At 72.7% G+C, this 17,176-nt stretch carries 20 protein-coding genes; 5 read left to right on the forward strand and 15 right to left on the reverse strand.

The annotated features are described in order from the left end of the window. The 3 genes from B085_RS0139550 to B085_RS0139560 all read right to left on the reverse strand — a co-directional run. A partial coding sequence (locus tag B085_RS0139550; protein WP_018560928.1) for a hypothetical protein occupies positions 1-451 on the reverse strand: 451 nt, incomplete at its 3' end. A 202-nt stretch (positions 452-653) separates the two neighbouring features. Next, positions 654-1,244: a flavin reductase family protein gene (locus B085_RS0139555; protein WP_018564131.1), complete on the reverse strand. Its 591-nt coding sequence runs from the start codon at positions 1,242-1,244 to the stop codon at positions 654-656. Positions 1,245-1,458: 214 nt separating this feature from the next. Continuing rightward, positions 1,459-1,872: a TlpA family protein disulfide reductase gene (locus B085_RS0139560; RefSeq protein ID WP_018564132.1), complete on the reverse strand. Its 414-nt coding sequence runs from the start codon at positions 1,870-1,872 to the stop codon at positions 1,459-1,461. An 89-nt stretch (positions 1,873-1,961) separates the two neighbouring features. Here B085_RS0139560 and B085_RS0139565 point away from each other — a divergent pair, with 89 nt between their 5' ends. Both B085_RS0139565 and B085_RS0139570 read left to right on the forward strand, forming a co-directional pair. Further along, positions 1,962-2,378, forward strand: coding sequence for a DUF4395 domain-containing protein (locus tag B085_RS0139565; RefSeq protein ID WP_026251912.1), 417 nt, complete (start codon positions 1,962-1,964; stop codon positions 2,376-2,378). A 140-nt stretch (positions 2,379-2,518) separates the two neighbouring features. Continuing rightward, positions 2,519-3,259, forward strand: coding sequence for a lysophospholipid acyltransferase family protein (locus B085_RS0139570; protein ID WP_018564134.1), 741 nt, complete (start codon positions 2,519-2,521; stop codon positions 3,257-3,259). 32 nt (positions 3,260-3,291) lie between these two features. Here the strand turns inward: B085_RS0139570 and B085_RS0139575 are convergent, their stop codons facing one another. After that, entirely contained in the window at positions 3,292-3,909 is a 618-nt protein-coding gene (locus tag B085_RS0139575) for a transglutaminase-like domain-containing protein (RefSeq protein WP_018564135.1), read from the reverse strand. Positions 3,910-4,030: 121 nt separating this feature from the next. Between B085_RS0139575 and B085_RS0139580 the strand changes: the two genes are divergently transcribed. Further along, positions 4,031-5,011, forward strand: a complete 981-nt coding sequence (locus B085_RS0139580) for a DUF3048 domain-containing protein (protein WP_018564136.1) — start codon at positions 4,031-4,033, stop codon at positions 5,009-5,011. A 2-nt stretch (positions 5,012-5,013) separates the two neighbouring features. Here the strand turns inward: B085_RS0139580 and B085_RS0139585 are convergent, their stop codons facing one another. Both B085_RS0139585 and B085_RS0139590 read right to left on the reverse strand, forming a co-directional pair. After that, positions 5,014-5,406: an STAS domain-containing protein gene (locus tag B085_RS0139585; protein WP_018564137.1), complete on the reverse strand. Its 393-nt coding sequence runs from the start codon at positions 5,404-5,406 to the stop codon at positions 5,014-5,016. Positions 5,407-5,535: 129 nt separating this feature from the next. Next, positions 5,536-6,660, reverse strand: a complete 1,125-nt coding sequence (locus tag B085_RS0139590; RefSeq protein ID WP_018564138.1) for a M24 family metallopeptidase — start codon at positions 6,658-6,660, stop codon at positions 5,536-5,538. 71 nt (positions 6,661-6,731) lie between these two features. Here B085_RS0139590 and B085_RS0139595 point away from each other — a divergent pair, with 71 nt between their 5' ends. Beyond that, on the forward strand, positions 6,732-7,352 hold the full coding sequence (locus B085_RS0139595; RefSeq protein ID WP_018564139.1) for a uridine kinase family protein: 621 nt from the start codon (positions 6,732-6,734) through the stop codon (positions 7,350-7,352). A 394-nt stretch (positions 7,353-7,746) separates the two neighbouring features. Beyond that, positions 7,747-9,651, forward strand: a complete 1,905-nt coding sequence (locus B085_RS0139600) for an AAA family ATPase (protein WP_018564140.1) — start codon at positions 7,747-7,749, stop codon at positions 9,649-9,651. A gap of 58 nt (positions 9,652-9,709) precedes the next feature. On the opposite strand, the gene B085_RS0139605 is transcribed toward B085_RS0139600, so the two are convergent. The 9 genes from B085_RS0139605 to B085_RS0139645 form a co-directional block, all read right to left on the reverse strand. Beyond that, a complete protein-coding gene (locus tag B085_RS0139605) occupies positions 9,710-10,822 on the reverse strand; it encodes a hemolysin family protein (RefSeq protein WP_018564141.1) in 1,113 nt (370 codons plus the stop codon). Then, on the reverse strand, positions 10,819-12,159 hold the full coding sequence (locus B085_RS0139610) for a hemolysin family protein (protein WP_018564142.1): 1,341 nt from the start codon (positions 12,157-12,159) through the stop codon (positions 10,819-10,821). The genes B085_RS0139605 and B085_RS0139610 overlap by 4 nt, the downstream gene beginning before the upstream one ends. A 130-nt stretch (positions 12,160-12,289) precedes the next feature. Then, positions 12,290-12,787, reverse strand: coding sequence for a PH domain-containing protein (locus B085_RS0139615; RefSeq protein WP_018564143.1), 498 nt, complete (start codon positions 12,785-12,787; stop codon positions 12,290-12,292). Then, positions 12,784-13,644 carry an ATP phosphoribosyltransferase gene (gene hisG, locus B085_RS0139620; RefSeq protein WP_018564144.1) on the reverse strand — a complete coding sequence of 287 codons (861 nt, stop codon included), beginning with the start codon at positions 13,642-13,644 and terminating at the stop codon, positions 12,784-12,786. The genes B085_RS0139615 and hisG overlap by 4 nt, the downstream gene beginning before the upstream one ends. Before the next feature lie 84 nt (positions 13,645-13,728). Further along, positions 13,729-14,001: a phosphoribosyl-ATP diphosphatase gene (locus tag B085_RS0139625; RefSeq protein ID WP_018564145.1), complete on the reverse strand. Its 273-nt coding sequence runs from the start codon at positions 13,999-14,001 to the stop codon at positions 13,729-13,731. Between the two features lie 34 nt (positions 14,002-14,035). Further along, a complete protein-coding gene (ribH, locus tag B085_RS0139630) occupies positions 14,036-14,521 on the reverse strand; it encodes a 6,7-dimethyl-8-ribityllumazine synthase (protein WP_018564146.1) in 486 nt (161 codons plus the stop codon). Positions 14,522-14,618: 97 nt separating this feature from the next. Continuing rightward, positions 14,619-15,908: a bifunctional 3,4-dihydroxy-2-butanone-4-phosphate synthase/GTP cyclohydrolase II gene (locus tag B085_RS0139635; RefSeq protein WP_018564147.1), complete on the reverse strand. Its 1,290-nt coding sequence runs from the start codon at positions 15,906-15,908 to the stop codon at positions 14,619-14,621. Further along, positions 15,905-16,558, reverse strand: coding sequence for a nicotinamide mononucleotide transporter family protein (locus tag B085_RS0139640; protein WP_018564148.1), 654 nt, complete (start codon positions 16,556-16,558; stop codon positions 15,905-15,907). Before B085_RS0139640 ends, B085_RS0139635 begins: the two co-directional genes overlap by 4 nt. Next, positions 16,555-17,175, reverse strand: a complete 621-nt coding sequence (locus B085_RS0139645; protein WP_018564149.1) for a riboflavin synthase — start codon at positions 17,173-17,175, stop codon at positions 16,555-16,557. Before B085_RS0139645 ends, B085_RS0139640 begins: the two co-directional genes overlap by 4 nt. Between the last annotated feature and the right edge of the window lies 1 nt (position 17,176).

The raw sequence follows: 17,176 nt of genomic DNA on the forward strand, positions 1-17,176 counted from the left end.
CCGTCACCTGCGACAACAACGTCACCTGCGGCACACCCAACCGCTCCGCCAGCAACGCCGGCACCACACCCGCCGTGCCATCCGTCGACGCCATCCCCGTCACCACCAGATCGAACCCCACACGCTCGACCGCCTTGGCCAGCACCAGCGACGTACCCATCACATCACTACCGTGCAGCCCCTCGTCCTCGACATGNACCGCCCTGTCCGCCCCCATCGACAACGCCTTGCGCAACGCGTCCTTCGCATCCTCCGGACCCACCGTCACCACCGTCACCTCGGCATCACCCGACGCCTCCGCGACCTGCAACGCCTGCTCCACCGCATACTCGTCCAGCTCCGACAACAGACCATCCACCGCATCCCGATCCGTCGTCAGATCCCCCGCGAAATGACGATCCCCCGTCGCATCCGGCACGTACTTCACCGCGACAACGATCCTCAAGCTCACGCCTGTCTCCTACTGCTGCATGGGTACGTCAACTGGCCTTGTGAAGGCAGCATAGGCGCCTTCGACGGCGGCTCCCCGTCGGGACGCACGGCGCCCCGGCAGAAATATTACTCACCAGTAGAGCCCCCGGGTCGCCCCCGGGCAAGGGCGGCGCGTTGTGACCTTGACGACCCGGAGCCCGGTCGGGAGACCGGTGTGCGGCTCAGTGGCGCAGCGCGTTGTACCGGCCGTGGTGGTAGAGCAGCGGGCGGTCCGCGTCGCCCCCTGGGGCACCCGCCACGGCCTGGGCGACGACGATGCGGTGGTCGCCGGCGGGTATGCGGGCGAGCACGCGGGCGACCAGCCACACGTGGACGTCCTCCAGGAGCGGTACTCCGTACGGGCCGGGTCCCCACGCGGTGGGCGGCGCGAAGCGGTCGGCGCCGCTGCGCGCGAAGGTGGCGGCCACGTCCTCCTGATGCTCGCCGAGGATGTGGACGCCCACGTGGGCGGCGTCCGCGATGGTGGGCCAGGCGGAGCCGGTGCTGCTGATCCCGAAGGAGAGCAGCGGCGGATCGGCGGAGACGGAGGTGAGGGAGGTGGCGGTGAAGCCCGCGGGCCGGGCACCGGCCGCGGTGATGACCGCGACCCCGGCGGCGTGCCGGCGGAAGACGGCACGGAAGGCGGTCGATTCGAAGGGTGCGGTCACCGCGGGCGGCGCGGGCAGCGGGACCGGCGCGGGTGCGGGGATCGAGGTGGGCACGATGCCCGAGGAGGTGGCGGCCGGCGTGCCGAGGTCGGGCGAGACGGTCATGGAGTTGTCCTTCGTCGTGCTGTCGAGCCGGATGGGTGCGGGGTCTGGGGCACTCAACGGTCGTGACAGCGCGCGCTCGCGTGCCGGCCGAGGTCGACGTCGAAGCGGGAGTACAGAAGGAGGTCCCGCGACATGGCGTCAGGCTGACGATCGGAGCGGGGCCACGTCAAGGGCGCCCCGGCAGGTGGGACCGGGGTCATACACCGGGCGCCGGTCACACGGCCGCGCCGAGCGCCGCGATGACGTCGGCCTTGCGCGGCTGGCCCGACGCACGCCGCACGACGGTGCCGCGGGCGTCGAGCACGAGCACGGTCGGCGTCCTGAGGATGCCCAGCCGGCGGACCAGGTCGAGGTGGGCCTCCGCGTCGATCTCCACGTGCCGCACCCCGTCGACCATGCCCGCCACCTCGCCGAGGGTGCGGCGGGTGGCCCGGCAGGGCGCGCAGAAGGTGGTGGAGAACTGGAGGAGCGTGGCCCGCTCACCGAGTTCCGCGCCGATCTCACCCGCCGTCAGCTGCTGCGCCGCGTCCTTGTCCCGCACTCTCACCCTTCCGTCCCTGCGCTTGTGGAGCATGCCGAGGATCCCCGCCACCGCGAGCACGGCGACGCACACCACCAGTCCCGTCAATTCCGGCCTCCTCCCTGCCATAGCAGCGTTCACAGGACCGCCATGATTCCAGGGGGTCCGGACGGCGTCCGTTCCGGAATCATGGCCCCATGAGCCCTCACGCCATTGATGCCCGTGGACCGCGCTTCGGCGCAAGCCTTACCAGTGTGGTGCTGGCCGTCGTCCTCGTGACCGGCAGCGCCTGGCTGCTGGCCGTCCAGGCACTGGTCTTCGCGGTGGGCGCCGCCGCGGGGGTGCAGAACTCACCGTACGGACTGCTGTACCGGGTGGCGGTACGGCCCCGGCTGGGGCCGCCGGCGGAGACCGAGGACCCGGCCCCGCCGCGCTTCGCGCAGGCGGTGGGCCTGGCGTTCGCGCTCGTCGGGCTCGCCGGCTACGCCGCGGGCCTCGCCTGGCTGGGCCTGGCGGCGACGGCCTGCGCGCTCGCGGCGGCCTTCCTCAACGCGGTGTTCGGCTACTGCCTCGGATGCGAGATGTACCTGCTGGTACGTCGTACGACCGGGTGACGTGACGAGAATCTCGCCGCCCGACGGGCACGCGGGATGACACGGCACCCGTTTACGGGGCACGATCAGCCCGCGGCCGGAAACCTACGGCCGCGTAACTTCCGCCGGGGGCCACCCCCTACGAAGAAGGGGGCCCAGCCGTGGCCGAACTCGTCTACCCACCCGTCATCGGCTTCGCCCGCACCATGTTCAAGGTGCAGGGGCTGCGCTTCGACATCTCCGGCACCGAGCATGTGCCCCGCAAGGGCGGCGCGTTGCTGGTGAGCAACCACATCGGCTACCTGGACTTCGTGTTCGCCGGACTGACCGCGCTCCCGGCGAAGCGGCTGGTGCGTTTCATGGCCAAGGAGTCGGTGTTCCGGCACAAGGTGTCTGGTCCGCTCATGCGGGCCATGAAGCACATCCCGGTGGACCGCTCCGAGGGCATGCACGCGTACAAGCACGCGCTGACGGCGCTGCGCTCGGGCGAGATCATCGGTGTGTTCCCCGAGGCGACCATCTCGCAGTCCTTCACCCTCAAGTCCTTCAAGTCCGGTGCCGCGCGCCTGGCGATGGAGGCCGGCGTGCCGCTGCTGCCGGTAGCCCTGTGGGGCACCCAGCGGCTGTGGACCAAGGACCAGCCGCGCCAGCTGGGCCGCAACGGCTTCCCCATCTCCATCCGGGTGGGCGAGCAGATGACACCGCACCAGGACGAGAAGCCGGGCGCGCTGACCCGTCGACTGCGGCTGCGTGTCCAGGAACTGCTGGAGGACGCGCAGCGCGCGTACACCGGCCGTCCGTCGGGCCCGAACGACCACTGGTGGCTCCCCGCGCACCTGGGCGGCACCGCCCCCACCGCGGAGGACGTCGCCGCCCGGGAGCGTGCGGCCGCCGCGGAGTGACCGCGCGGTGACGGCCGGGGCGGTGAGCGAGGTCAGCGGTCCTCCCGCTCCGGCAGGTCGGTGGGCAGCAGCCGCCACAGGTGCGCCCGGTCGGCCGCCTGACGCAGGGCGGTGAGGACGACGGCCGGCGGTGCGGCGTACAGACCGGGATAGTCGCGTTCGCCGAGTGCGGGGCGGGGCACCCAGGCCAGTCGTTCCTCCCGGAGGGAGAAGCGGGCGTCGACACCGGGCTTGTTGCCGCGCGGGTCCTGCCGGGCCCAGCGGTCGTGACCGGGCGGCTTGACGGCGACGAGCCCGTGGAGGACGGGATCCGTGCCGTCGTCCTCGGTGAGCCGCTGGTAGCACAGCCCCGCGGGGATGCCCTCGGCGCGCAGCAGCGCCGTCAGGGCGTGGGCCTTGGCGTGGCAGATTCCGGTGCGCTGTTCCAGGACGTCGGAGGCACGCCAGGTGACGCGCGGGTCCCCCGAGTCGGCGGAGTGCGGGATGGTGTCGCGGACGAAGGTGTACGCCGCCTCGGCATAGCCATACGGATCCGGCGCCTCCGCCCGCAGGCGCGCGGCGGTCGCCCGGACCAGCGGGTGCTCGTGGTCGACCGCCTCGTCCGCCGCGAGGAAGGCGGTCGCGTCCTCCGTCTGGGGTACCGGCTCCATGTGGCGGATACTAGGAGGACGCGCAGCGACTCGGCAATTGACTTTTCCGTTGGCAGCATGACCATGCAGCACGGGGGTGGCCGTCGTGGCCCGAGCACCCGGACGTCCCGCGAGAGCGGCGATGCTGGTCGTGCTGGCGGTGTTCGCGGTGTTCCTGGTCAGCCGGGGCTGCGGCGGTCCCGAGCGGACGCCCGGCGGGCCCGCCTCCACCTCGACGGGGTCGGTGCCCGGCACCAGCGCGGTCGCCAGGTCGCCCTTCACCGGGCTGCCCGGGCGCACCGGCGGGCCCGTCCTCGCGGTGAAGATCGACAACGTGGGGACCGCGCGGCCGCACACCGGGCTGGAGCGGGCCGACCTGGTCTATGTGGAGCAGGTGGAGTCCGGCCTCACCCGTCTGCTCGCCGTCTTCTCCTCCCAACTGCCCGACCGGGTGGGTCCGGTGCGCAGCGCCCGCGAGTCGGATCTGGAACTGCTGCGCCAGTTCGGCAGCCCGGCCCTCGCCTTCTCCGGGGCGCAGTCCAGGCTGCTGCCGGTGGTCGCGGCGGCGCCGGTGTACGACGTCTCCCCGGCCCGCGCGCCCGGAGCCTACGCGCGCGACGGTTCGCGCCCCGCCCCGCACAACCTGTACGCGGCTCCGGACCGGCTCCTCGCCGCGGCTCCGGACGCCGCAGCCGCCCGCGACATAGGCTTCCGCTTCGGCGACGCGCCGCCCGGCGGCACCCCCGAGCGCGACCGCACCGTGCGCTACCCGAACGGCTCGGTGGGCCTGCACTGGTCGGCCGAGGGCGACCGCTGGCTGGTCTCGTTCGACGGCGACCCGGCCACCACGACCGACGGCGGCAGGCTCGGCGCGCCCACGGTGGTCGTCCAGTACGTCACAGTGCGCCCCTCCGACTTCCACGACCGCTGGGGGAACACCTCCCCGTACAGCGAGACCGTGGGCACCGGGCGGGCGGAGGTGCTGCGGGACGGCAAGGCGTACGACGCCACATGGTCACGGCCCGACGCGGCGGCGGGTACGCGGTTCACCACGCCCGGCGGGCAGCCGGTGAACTTCGACCGCGGCCAGGTCTGGATCGTGCTGGCGCCGCTGCCCCGCTGAGCTCACGCTATGGCGCCGTCCGCCGCGGGCGGGTCGGGGGCACCTGCCCCGCCCAGCGCGGAGGCCAGGTCGTCGTGGACGGTGAAGACCCGGATCGTCCGGGTCAGCCGCAACAGCCGCAGCACGCAGGGGCTGCCGCCGACGATGCCGAACCGGCCACCGCGGTCGAGGGTCCGCTTGCGCGCCCGGATCAGCACCGACAGGCCGCTGCAGTCGATGAAGCTCACCCCGCGCAGGTCCACCACGACGTCGGGCCGCGCTCCGCCGGTGACCGCGTCCAGGCGCGCGGCCGCCGGCGCGCCGGCGCACAGGTCGAGCTCCCCGGTCAGTTCCACCACGGTCGTGCCGCCGACCGTCCACTGCCGCACCCCGAAGTCATGCTCGTCGTCGAACACGCCGGCCCCCCGACTGCCGCTTCCTGCTGGGCCCTTGACGCGGGGTGTGCGCCGCGCCCGGCGAACGCGCCGCGCACACCGTCGCGTGTACGGAATACCCCCTGCCGTACCGGGAGTCAACACATGGGACTAAACAGACAGGACGACCAGGTCGCGCGAGGTCTGGTTGAGCCGCTCTCCGCCCTCGGGCGTGCAGACGGCGATGTCCTCGATCCGGGCGCCGAAGCGGTCCGGGAGGTAGATCCCGGGTTCCACGGAGAAGGCCATGCCCGGCTCCAGCGGCCGATGGCTGCCCGCGACGATGTACGGCTCCTCGTGCGTCTCCAGCCCGATGCCGTGCCCGGTGCGGTGGATGAAGTGCTCGCCGTAGCCGGCCGCGGCGATGATGTCCCGCCCGACCGCGTCGAGTCCCTCGGCGGTGATCCCGGGGCGGACGGCGTCGGTCTGGGCGTGCTGGGCACGCCGCAGCACCTCGTACATCTCGCGGAACTCCGCGGGCGGTTCTCCGACCGCGTAGGTGCGGGTGGAGTCGGAGCAGTAGCCGTCCTGCGTGGTGCCGCCGATGTCGACGACCACCGGGTCGCCGGCCCGGATCACCCGGTCGGAGACCTCGTGGTGGGGGCTGGCACCGTTCGGTCCCGAGGCCACGATGACGAAGTCGACGGTGGTGTGCCCCGCCTCGATGACGGCGTCGGCGACGTCGCGGGCGACCTCGCGCTCGGTACGCCCGGCCCTGAGCCACTCCCCCATGCGGCGGTGCACCCGGTCGATGGCGCCGGCGGCCCGGCGCAGCGCCTCGGTCTCCGCGGCCGACTTGCGCATCCGCAGTTCGCGCAGCACGTCGCCGGCCAGGCTCTGCTCGGTACCGGGGAGGGCCGCGCGGAAGGCGAGCACCTTCTCGGCCCACATGTGGTTGTCGACGGCCACCCGTACCGTCCCCCGCGGCAGCCGCCCGGCGACGAGGGCGTACGGGTCCTCGGTCTCGCCCCAGCCGACGACGTCGACGCCGAGCGCGCCGAGCGGGGAGGTCTCGGCGCCGGGCTTCTCCAGGTGGGGCACGACGAGAAAGGGGTCGCCGAGCACCGGAAGGGCCAGGCACACCAGGCGCTCGGTGAGATGGGCGTGGTAGCCGGTGAGGTAGCGCAGGTCGGGGCCCGGAGAGACGAGCAGCGCGTCGAGTCCCGCGTCGGCGGCGGCCTTGCGGGCGAGTTCGAGTCGCTCCGGGGGGTACAGGGATGCTGCGGAGTCGGTCACGACTCTTACCGTAGACGCCCCTGGCACCCTCCGCAGTCGCTTGCGTCGGCGCAGGTCGTAGGCTGGCCCCGATGGACCACCACGCCACTCCCGGGGCGCTTCGGGCGCTCGCCGCCCGGCTGCGCGCCCTTGCGCCGTCCTGCGGGCCCGTGCGGCTCGTCGCCGTGGACGGCCACGCCGGATCCGGCAAGACGACCTTCGCCGCCGCGCTGGCGTCCGCGCTGGACGGCGCTCCCGTCGTCCACCTCGACGATCTGGCCACGCACGAGGAGCTGTTCGAGTGGACCGGGCGGCTGCGCGAGCAGGTGCTGGAGCCGCTGCGCCGCGGTGACACCGCCCGGCCCGAGAAGTACGACTGGGTGGCGCGGCGGTTCGCCATGACGCTGGAGGTGCCGCCGGCCCCCGTGGTCCTGCTGGAGGGCGTGGGGGCCGGCCGCCGCGAGGTGCGCCCCTGGCTGGCCGGCCTGCTCTGGCTGGAGGTGGCGCGGGAGACGGCACGCGAGCGCGGCGAGCGGCGGGACGGCCCCGCGCTTGCCGGGTTCTGGGCCGGCTGGATGCGCGCCCAGGACGCGCACTTCGCCGCCGACCCCTCCAGGCCGTTCGCGGATCTGCTGGTCCACCAGCGTCCGGAGGGCTACGAACTACGGGAGCAGCCCGCGGGCACGCCGCTCGCGGACACCCTCCGTCACTGACCGTGACGGCCCGCAGCCGGTGCGCCGGGGCCGCCGGGAGGCCGCCGCAGCGGTGCCTCAAGGCCGCTTGACCCGGGAGCCGTACAGGACTTACGTTCTGAATGCGCGGCCATCATCGATCGCGCCTCAGACGCGAAGCCCCCGGTTGTTCCCCCGTGACCGGGGGCTTCGTTCTGCCCTCCGCGGGTGATCCGGCCCCGTACGGCAGCCATTTGCTCACCCAACGTCACCGCCCGCGTCGCTCTACGGCCCGCAGGGCCTGCGCGGGTACCATGCCAACGGGTGCGCCGCCCCGGGAAGGTGGCGTCCACCTGGCACCAACTACCGCTTCGCGTAACCTGGTTGGAGCGGCGTTAGGCGGGCGGCACCGGGGGGAACGGCTGGTGGGGACCTGATGGACTTCGGCACAGAGCATTCGGGCGCCCCCGCCGATCTCGCCTGGGTACGGGCCGTCGAGGCCTACACCATGGGCGCCTACACCCAGGCCGAGGAGGAGTTCCGCGCCGCGGTCCGCCTCGACCCCGGCATGGCGGACGCCTGGCTCGGGCTGCACGCGCTGCGCGCGGACACCTCCACCGCGCTGCTGCAGATGTACCGGCACCGCGACCGCTTCGGCGAGCAGCGCAGCGCCTACCGCCGGTCGATGAACTCCTGGTACTGGCTGGGCTGGTGGGTGCAGCCGGTGCTGGAGACCCGCCGCGACCTGCTGCTCGCGCACGCCTCCCACTGGCTCGACGGCCGCCACATCGCGGAGCTGGACCGGGCCCTGGCCGAGTGCCCGCCGATCGACACCGATCCGCACGTCCGCTTCCTGCACGCCTGCCGGGCCTATCTGGTCAAGGACTGGGACCAGTTGGTGCGCCACACCGAACCGCTCCTCGGCGACCAGGTGCTGGGCATCGAGGCCGGCCTTTTCGGGGGGATGGCCAGGGTCCGGCTGGAGCTCTACGGGCAGGCCGAACCGTTGCTGACGACGGCGCTGATGCGCTGCCGCAGCGAGCAGCCGCAGCGCAAGGAACTCCGCTACTGGCTGGCCCGCGCGTACGAGGGCACCGGCCGCACCGCCGCCGCGCTCCCCCTGTACCAGGCGGTGCAGCGCGTCGACCCGGCGTTCATGGACACCGCCGCGCGGCTCGCCGCGATCGACGAGTCCGACGGCCTCACCGACGGTACGGCCGACCTGGCCCCGGTCACCCTGCAGGGCTACGGCCAGACCGGGCCCGAGGCTCTGCCGCCCGAGCCCGATCCGCTCGACGCCCGGGCCGGGGCCGCGGCCATGCCGGGCGGCCTGGGGTCGGGCTCGGTCCTGGACGATCCGCTGGGCGCGGTGGGCCCGATCGACGACGACATCCGGGAGAAGGCGATCCTGCCGGTCTCCCCCGTCGTGCCGCAGGTCCCCGTCACGGCCCCGGACCCGGTGCTGCTCTCCCAGGCGCTGGCCGAACTCGACCGGATGGTCGGCCTGGATCCCGTCAAGCGCCAAGTGCGGGCACTGTCGGCCCAGTTGCGGATGGCGCGGCTGCGGTCGGGGCAGGGTCTGCCGGTGCAGCCGCCCAAGCGGCACTTCGTCTTCTCCGGGCCCTCCGGCACCGGCAAGACCACCGTGGCACGCATCCTCGGCCGGGTCTTCTACGCTCTCGGCCTGCTGGGCGGCGACCATCTGGTCGAGGCGCAGCGCGCCGACCTCGTGGGCGAGTTCCTGGGGCAGACGGCCGTCAAGGCCAACGAGCTGATCGACTCCGCGCTCGGCGGGGTGCTCTTCGTCGACGAGGCGTACGCGCTGTCCAACTCCGGGTACAGCAAGGGCGACGCCTACGGCGACGAGGCGCTGCAGGTCCTGCTCAAGCGCGCGGAGGACAACCGCGACCGCCTGGTCGTCATCCTCGCCGGATACCCCGAGGGCATGGACCGCCTGCTGGCGGCCAACCCCGGCCTCGGTTCGCGCTTCACCACCCGGGTCGACTTCCCCAGCTACCGTCCGCACGAGCTGACCAGCATCGGCGAGGTCCTCGCCGCCGACAACGGCGACCGCTGGGACGACGAGGCCCTGGAGGAGTTGCTCGCCATCAGCGGCCATGTCGTCGATCAGGGCTGGATCGACGAGCTGGGCAACGGCCGCTTCCTGCGGACCCTGTACGAGAAGAGCTGCGCGTACCGCGACCTGCGGCTGTCCGGCTACGCGGGACAGCTGTCCCGGGACGACCTGTCCACGCTGCGCCTGCCCGACCTCATGCAGGCCTACGGCGAGGTACTCTCGGGCCGCGGCCCCGGGCTGCCGCCGCCCGAGCCCATGGAGTGAACGACGCGGGAGGGGCCCGGGCGCGTGCGCCCGGGCCCCTCCCGCGTGGGTTCCCCCGTCAGCCCGCCATCACGCGCGGGGACCGGGCGACTTCGCCGGGCTCCTCGGCGGCCGGGGCGGCGCCGCTCTCCGCGGGCTCCGGGGCCTCCCGGTGCGCCGGGTCGCGGACCTCGCCGACCAGCATCTCCAGCACGTCCTCCAGCGCGACCAGCCCCAGCACGCGACCGCCGGAGTCCGCGACCGCCGCCAGGTGCGACGCGGCTCGCCGCATCTGGGTGAGCGCGTCGTCCAGCGGCAGCTCCGCGCGGAGGGTGGCCATCGGCCGCCACAGCCGCGCCGGGACGGGCCGGCCGGTGTCCTCCAGGTCGAGGACGTCCTTCACGTGGAGGTAGCCGAGGTAGGCGCCCTCCGGTCCGGCCACCGGGAAGCGCGAGTAGCCGGTGCGCACGGTCAGCTCCTCGACCTCGGCGGGAGTGACGGAGGCGTCGACCGTCACCAGCTCCTCCGGCGGCAGCAGCACGTCCGTGACCGGGCGGGTGCCCAGCTCCAGCGCGTCCTCCAGGCGCTCCTGGGCGTCGTCGTCGAGGAGTCCGGCCTGCCGGGCGTCCTCGACGAGCACCGTCAGCTCCTCGCTGGTGAAGACCGCGTCGATCTCGTCCTTGGGTTCCACCCGGAACAGCCGCAGCACGATCTTGGCGCACCAGCCGAGCACCGCGATGACCGGCCGGAACAGACGTGCGAAGCCGACCAGGCCGGGGCTGAGCCACAGCGCGGTCTTCTCGGGCGCGGCCATCGCCAGGTTCTTGGGGACCATCTCGCCGATGACGAGGTGCAGGAAGACCACGATGGCGAGAGCGATGACGTAGCCGAGCGGATGGATCAGCCCCTCGGGCAGGTGGATCGCCTCGAAGACCGGCTCCAGGAGGTGGGCGACGGTCGGCTCGGCGACCGCGCCCAGCGTCAGGGAGCAGACCGTGATGCCGAACTGCGCCGCCGCCATCATCTGCGGCAGGTTCTCCAGCCCCTGCAGAACCGTACGGGCCCGCCGCTGCGTGCCGGCGAGCGGCTCGATCTGGCTGCGCCGTACGGAGACCAGGGCGAACTCGGCGCCGACGAAGAAGCCGTTGCCGAGCACCAGCACAGCGGCGAAGAACAGTTGCAGGAAGCTCATCGCTCGCCCTCCTGCCCGTCCTCGGGCTCCTCGAACCCGACGCGTACCAGGCGAACCCTTTCCGCGCGGTGGTGCGTGACCTCGCGCACCCGCAGCTCCCAGCCGGGCAGCACCGCGGTGTCCCCCGGCTCGGGGATGCGTTCGAGGAGGTCGGCGACGAGGCCGGCCACCGTCTCGTACGGGCCCTCGGGGGCCTCGAGCCCTATGCGTTCCAGCAGGTCGATCCGGCAGCCGCCGTCGGCGTCCCATACGGGGTTGCCGTTCTCCGCGGGGGCGGTCGCCAGCTCCGGCAGGTCGGCGCTGTCGTGCTCGTCGCGCACCTCGCCGACGAGCTCCTCGACGATGTCCTCCAGGGTGACGACGCCCGCGGTGCCGCCGTACTCGTCGACGACGACGGCGATCGGCTGCTCGCGGCGCAGCTGCTCGAGGAGCGGCTGCACCGGCAGCGTCTCGGGGACGAGCAGCGGGGCGACCGTGACCCGGCCCACCGGTGTGCGGTCGCGCAGGTGGGCCGGGACGGCGAGGGCGTCCTTCAGGCTCGCCATGCCGACGATGTCGTCCAGCCGCTCCCGGTAGACGGGGAAGCGGGACAGCCCGGTGGCCCGGGTCAGGTTGAGGACGTCCGCGGCGGTGGCGGTGTCCTGCAGGGCGCTGACCCGGACCCGCGGGGTCATCACGTTCTCCGCCGTGAGGTCGCCGAGGGAGATGGTGCGGACGAAGAGGTCCGCGGTGTCCTGCTCGAGGGCCCCGGCACGGGCGGAGTGGCGGGCCAGCGAGACCAGCTCGGTGGGGGTGCGCGCGGAGGCCAGCTCTTCGGCGGGCTCCACGCCCAGCGCCCGCACCAGGCGGTTCGCGGCGGCGTTGAGGGCCTCGATCACCGGGCGGAACAGGGCGGAGAAGGCCCGCTGCGGCCCGGCCACGAAACGGGCCACCTCCAGCGGACGGGACACCGCCCAGTTCTTCGGGACGAGCTCGCCGATGACCATCTGGACGGCCGAGGCGAGGATCATGCCGATCACCACGGCCACGGCGGGCGCGGCGCCCTCGGGTACGCCCACCGAGGTGAGCGGTCCGGAGAACAGGTCGGCGAGGGCCGGCTCGGCCAGCATGCCGACCACCAGCGAGGTGATCGTGATGCCGAGCTGGGTGCCGGACAGCTGGAAGGACAGCTTGCGCAGCGCCTCCACGACGCTGCGGGCCCTGCGGTCACCCTCGGCGGCGGCACGTTCCGCGGCCGGCCGCTCGACGGTCACCAGGCCGAATTCGGCGGCGACGAAGAAGCCGTTCGCGAGGATCAGGAGGAAGGCTGCCGCGAGCAGCAGCAACGAGGCGCTCATGCCGCCGCTCCCGTATGTCGAGTGGGAGAGGCGGCGCGGGTACTACCGGACGATCCGTCCATCGTGGATTGGGTGTCACTCCTCGGGTCGTTGCGAAGGTTCCAGAGTAATGAAGAAGCGGGCCGTGGCGTCAGATCTGGTGCGCCGTCGGCTTGCCGGTACCGTACGCCTCCGCGAGGGCCCGCAGGGCGCGCGCGTCGCGCAACGCGCGGGCGCGTCCGATCCCGGGCTGGATCCCCATGGCGGCCAGGCTGGTGCCGTCCGCCAGGTCGAGGTACACCCACGGGTCGCCGGTGCGCAGGTTCACCCGGAGGACCTGCGCCCATTCCAGGCGGCGGCGGGTCGTCAGGTTGACGACGGTCACACCGTCGCGGTCGGCGGCCACCCTGGGGCGGCTGAGCAGTGCGAGCACCCCGGCGACCAGCAGCCCGGTGAGCACGAGATAGATCCGGTCCGAGGTGTGCCAGGGGCGTGCGCCGTCCGAGGGAAGCAGGACGGCGATCGCGCCGAAGGCCGCGAGCAGCCCGGCACCCAGGCCCAGCAGCACCGCGCGGGTGCGGGTGGGCCGGAAGGTGACGGGCAGCCCGGGGAGTTCCGCGGGCACGGTGGGCGGGGTGGGCGGGGTCACAGGCGGCACGCGTGGATCCCGGTGGTGAGGATGGCCCGTGCGCCGAGCTCGTACAGCTCGTCCATGATCCGCTGGGCCTCGCGGCTGGGGACCATGGCGCGGACGGCGACCCAGCCCTCGTGGTGCAGCGGGGAGACGGTCGGCGACTCGAGGCCCGGTGTGAGGGCGATGGCCCGTTCGACGTGCTCGACACGGATGTCGTAGTCCATCATCACGTAGCGCCGGGCCACCAGGACGCCCTGGAGGCGGCGCAGGAACTGCTGCACCTTCGGCTCGGCCGCCGCGTCCTCGCCGCCGGCGCCGGCCCGGCGGATGACCACGGCCTCGGAGTCGAGGATCGGCTTCCCGATGACCTCCAGGCCGGCGTTGCGCAGCGAGGTGCCCGTCTCGACGACGTCGGCGATGACGTCCGCCACACCGAGGTGGATGGAGGTCTCGACGGCGCCGTCGAGGCGGACCACGGAGGCGTCCACCGCGTTGTCGGCGAGGTGCCTCCTGACGATCTCCGGATAGGAGGTGGCGACCGTCTTGCCGCCGAACTCCTTCACGTCCGTCACGCCGCCGGGGGTGGTGGCGTAGCGGAAGGTGGAGCGGGCGAAACCGAGCTGCAGGATCTCCTCGGCGTTGGCACCGGAGTCCAGCAGCAGGTCGCGGCCGGTGATGCCGATGTCGAGGCGGCCCGAGCCGACGTAGATGGCGATGTCGCGCGGGCGCAGGTAGAAGAACTCGACGTCGTTCTCGCCGTCGACGAGGACGAGTTCCTTGGAGTCCTTGCGCTGGCGGTAGCCGGCCTCATGCAGCATCGCCGACGCAGGTCCGGACAGTGAACCCTTGTTGGGGACGGCGATGCGCAGCATGGAGACGTTCCTTCGTATCTCGGATGTGGGTGGGAGGGGGGCGTGGGGCGGCGCGCGGGGTGGGGCCGGCCGGTGATGATCCGCTCAGAGATGAGCGTATACGTCGTCGAGGGCGATGCCCCGGGCGACCATCATCACCTGCAGGTGGTACAGCAACTGGGAGATCTCCTCCGCGGTGCGGTCGGCGCCTTCGTACTCGGCTGCCATCCACACCTCGGCGGCCTCCTCGACCACCTTCTTGCCGATCGCGTGCACTCCCTTGCCCACCAGTTCGGCGGTCCGGGAGGTGCTGGGGTCGCCGGTGGCGGCCTTGCGCTGGAGCTCGGCGAAGAGCTCCTCGAATGTCTTGTTGGCCATGGTGGTCCCCACCCTACGCGGAAGCGCCCCTACCTCACCGCCACGGCTCGGATACTGAACGCAGGACGGTCGCGGTGGCGATCGCGGCGGTGACCGCCTCGTGCCCCTTGTCCTCGTTCGAGCCGGGCAGTCCGGCGCGGTCCAGGGCCTGTTCCTCGGTGTCACAGGTGAGCACGCCGAAGCCGATCGGCACGCCGGTGTCGACCGAGACCTGGGTCAGGCCCTGGGTCACGCCCTGGCAGACGTACTCGAAGTGCGGTGTGCCGCCGCGGATGACGACGCCGAGGGCGACGACGGCGTCGTAGCCCCGGCTCGCCAGCACCTTGGCGGCGACCGGCAGTTCGAAGCTGCCCGGCACGCGCAGCAGGGTCGGCTCGTCGATGCCCAGGTCGCTCAGGGCGCGCAGGGCGCCGTCGACCAGGCCGTCCATCACCTGCACGTGCCACTGCGCCGCGATCACGGCCACGCGCAGGTCACCACAGTTCTTCACGGTCAGCTCGGGGGCGCCCTTACCGCTCACGTCCGTCTTCTCCTTGCTCGTTCTTGCTCGTTCTTGTTCTGGTGCTGGTCGTGCTGGTCGTGCTGGTCGTACGGGTTCTCGTGGTGCCGCCCGCGGGCTACTGGTTGCCGCAGGCGCCGGTGGGGGCCGGGTCCAGCCAGGGCAGGTCGTGGCCCATGCGGTCCCGCTTGGTGCGCAGGTACCGCAGGTTGTGCTCGCCGGCCGCGATCGGCATGGCGACGCGTTCGACGACCTTCAGGCCGTGCCGTTCGAGGGCGTCGGTCTTCTCGGGATTGTTGGTCATCAGGCGCAGGGAGCGCACGCCGAGGTCGTCGAGCATCTGGGCGGCCGCCCCGTAGTCGCGGGCGTCGGCGGGGAGTCCGAGTTCGAGGTTGGCGTCGAGCGTGTCACGGCCGCGCTCCTGCAGTTCGTACGCGCGCAGCTTGGACATCAGGCCGATGCCCCGGCCCTCGTGGCCGCGGAGGTAGACCACGACGCCCCGGCCCTCGGCCGCCACCTTTTCGAGTGAGGCCTGGAGCTGCGGTCCGCAGTCGCAGCGCAGCGAGTGGAAGACGTCGCCGGTGAGGCACTCGGAGTGGACGCGGACGAGGACGTCCTCGCCGTCGCCGATCTCGCCGGCCGCGAGGGCGATGTGCTCGATGCCGTCGACGGTGCTGCGGTAGCCGTAGGCGCGGAAGTCCCCGAAGGCGGTGGGCAGCCGGGTCTCGGCCTCCCGGCGCACGGTCGGCTCCGAGGTGCGGCGGTAGGCGACCAGGTCCTCGATGGAGATGATGGCCAGGCCGTGCTTGCGGGCGAAGTGGACGAGCTCGGGGAGGCGGGCCATCGTCCCGTCCTCGTTGGCGATCTCCACGATGGCCGCGGCCGGGCGCAGCCCGGCGAGCCGGGCCAGGTCGACGCCCGCCTCGGTGTGCCCGTTGCGGGTCAGGACGCCTCCGGACTTGGCGCGCAGCGGGAAGACGTGGCCGGGCCGGACGAAGTCGCCGGCGGTGGAACCGCCGGAGGCCAGCAGCCGGATGGTGGTCGCCCGGTCGGCGGCGGAGATGCCGGTGGTGACCCCGTGGGCACCGCTCGCGTCGACCGAGACGGTGAACGCGGTCTGCATGGACTCGGTGTTGGAGTCCACCATCTGCGGCAGGTCGAGCCGGTCCAGGTCGGGCTCCTCCATGGGCACGCAGATCAGACCGCGGCACTCGGTCATCATGAAGGCGACGATCTCCGGGGTGGCCTTCTCCGCCGCGATGATGAGGTCGCCCTCGTTCTCGCGGTTCTCGTCGTCCACGACGACGACGGGCCGGCCGGCCGCTATGTCGGCGATCGCCCGCTCGACGGGGTCGAGGACGATCGGGGCGTCCTCCGCCACGTAGAGGGAGTGCAGTGCGGTGGTCATGCGGCCGCTCCTTCCAGGACGGGCCCGCCGTGCCGCGGGACCCGGGTCTGCTGCCACCAGGCGTACATGCCGGCGATCACGAGAACGAAGTAGATGACGTACACGAGCGCGGAGAACTTCAGGTCGCTGTTCCAGGCGAGGGGGACGCCGACCGCGTCGACGGCGAGCCAGGCGAACCAGAACTCGACCCAGCCCCTGGCCATGGCCACCATCGCGGCGACGGTGCCCACGAAGATGTAGGCGTCGGGCCAGGGGTTCCAGGACAGCGACGGGTAGAGGGTGAAGAGGCCGACGACCGCGAACAGTCCGGCCGCCGTACCGGCGACCAGCACGCCCCGCTCGCGCCAGGTGGCGAAGCGGACCCGGATCTCGCCGCCGTCGCGGACGCCGCGCCGCCACTGGAACCAGCCCCACACCGCGACGCCGATCACCAGCAGCTGCTTGCCGACGCCGCCGGTGAGCTGCGCCGACCAGTACGCGGCGACGAGCACCACGCCGGAGAGCAGCTGGACCGGCCAGGCCCACACCGAGCGGCGCCAGCCGAGCGCGAGCCCGGCGAGGCCGAGGCCGTTGCCCACGACGTCGGTCCACTTGAAGTGCTCACCGAAGGCGGAGAAGGCGACACTGTTCAGGGTGTCGAGGGCGCTCATTCCGCCGGAGCCCCCTTCGGCGCGCCCGCCCGCTCCCCGTACAGCCGCTCGACGTACTTGGCGATCACGTCGACCTCCAGGTTCACCGGGTCGCCGGGCTGCTTGAAGCCGAGCGTGGTGAGGGCGAGGGTGGTCGGGATCAGGCTGACGGAGAAGAAGTCGGGGCCGGCCTCGACGACGGTGAGGCTGATGCCGTCGACGGTGATCGAGCCCTTCTCGACGACGTAGCGGGACAGCTCCGCCGGGAGCGAGACCTTCACGATCTCCCAGTGCTCGGCGGGGGTGCGGGAGATGACCGCGCCGGTGCCGTCCACGTGGCCCTGGACGAGGTGGCCGCCGAGGCGGCCGCCGAGCGTCATGGGCCGCTCCAGGTTGACCCGGCTGCCGGGCTGCAGCGCTCCGAGGCTGGAGCGCTTGAGGGTCTCGGCCATCACGTCGGCGGTGAACTCGCCGTCCGCGGTGTCGACGACGGTGAGGCACACCCCGTTGACCGCGATCGAGTCGCCGTGTTTGGCGCCCTCGGTGACGACCGGACCGCGCAGACGGAAGCGGGAGGCGTCGCCCAGGTCCTCGACGGCGACGAGGTCGCCCAGCTCTTCGACGATTCCGGTGAACACG

It is taken from the genome of Streptomyces sp. BoleA5 (assembly GCF_000373665.1).
In the GTDB taxonomy this organism is placed as follows: Bacteria; Actinomycetota; Actinomycetes; order Streptomycetales; family Streptomycetaceae; genus Actinacidiphila.

Coding starts and splice junctions, on each gene's coding strand:
- B085_RS0139555 (WP_018564131.1), bottom strand. CDS start 1,244: ATGACCGTCTCGCCCGACCTCGGCACGCCGGCCGCCACCTCCTCGGGC.
- B085_RS0139565 (WP_026251912.1), top strand. CDS start 1,962: ATGAGCCCTCACGCCATTGATGCCCGTGGACCGCGCTTCGGCGCAAGC.
- B085_RS0139575 (WP_018564135.1), bottom strand. CDS start 3,909: ATGGAGCCGGTACCCCAGACGGAGGACGCGACCGCCTTCCTCGCGGCG.
- B085_RS0139580 (WP_018564136.1), top strand. CDS start 4,031: ATGCTGGTCGTGCTGGCGGTGTTCGCGGTGTTCCTGGTCAGCCGGGGC.
- B085_RS0139595 (WP_018564139.1), top strand. CDS start 6,732: ATGGACCACCACGCCACTCCCGGGGCGCTTCGGGCGCTCGCCGCCCGG.
- B085_RS0139600 (WP_018564140.1), top strand. CDS start 7,747: ATGGACTTCGGCACAGAGCATTCGGGCGCCCCCGCCGATCTCGCCTGG.
- B085_RS0139605 (WP_018564141.1), bottom strand. CDS start 10,822: ATGAGCTTCCTGCAACTGTTCTTCGCCGCTGTGCTGGTGCTCGGCAAC.
- B085_RS0139610 (WP_018564142.1), bottom strand. CDS start 12,159: ATGAGCGCCTCGTTGCTGCTGCTCGCGGCAGCCTTCCTCCTGATCCTC.
- hisG (WP_018564144.1), bottom strand. CDS start 13,644: ATGCTGCGCATCGCCGTCCCCAACAAGGGTTCACTGTCCGGACCTGCG.
- B085_RS0139625 (WP_018564145.1), bottom strand. CDS start 14,001: ATGGCCAACAAGACATTCGAGGAGCTCTTCGCCGAGCTCCAGCGCAAG.
- B085_RS0139635 (WP_018564147.1), bottom strand. CDS start 15,908: ATGACCACCGCACTGCACTCCCTCTACGTGGCGGAGGACGCCCCGATC.
- B085_RS0139640 (WP_018564148.1), bottom strand. CDS start 16,558: ATGAGCGCCCTCGACACCCTGAACAGTGTCGCCTTCTCCGCCTTCGGT.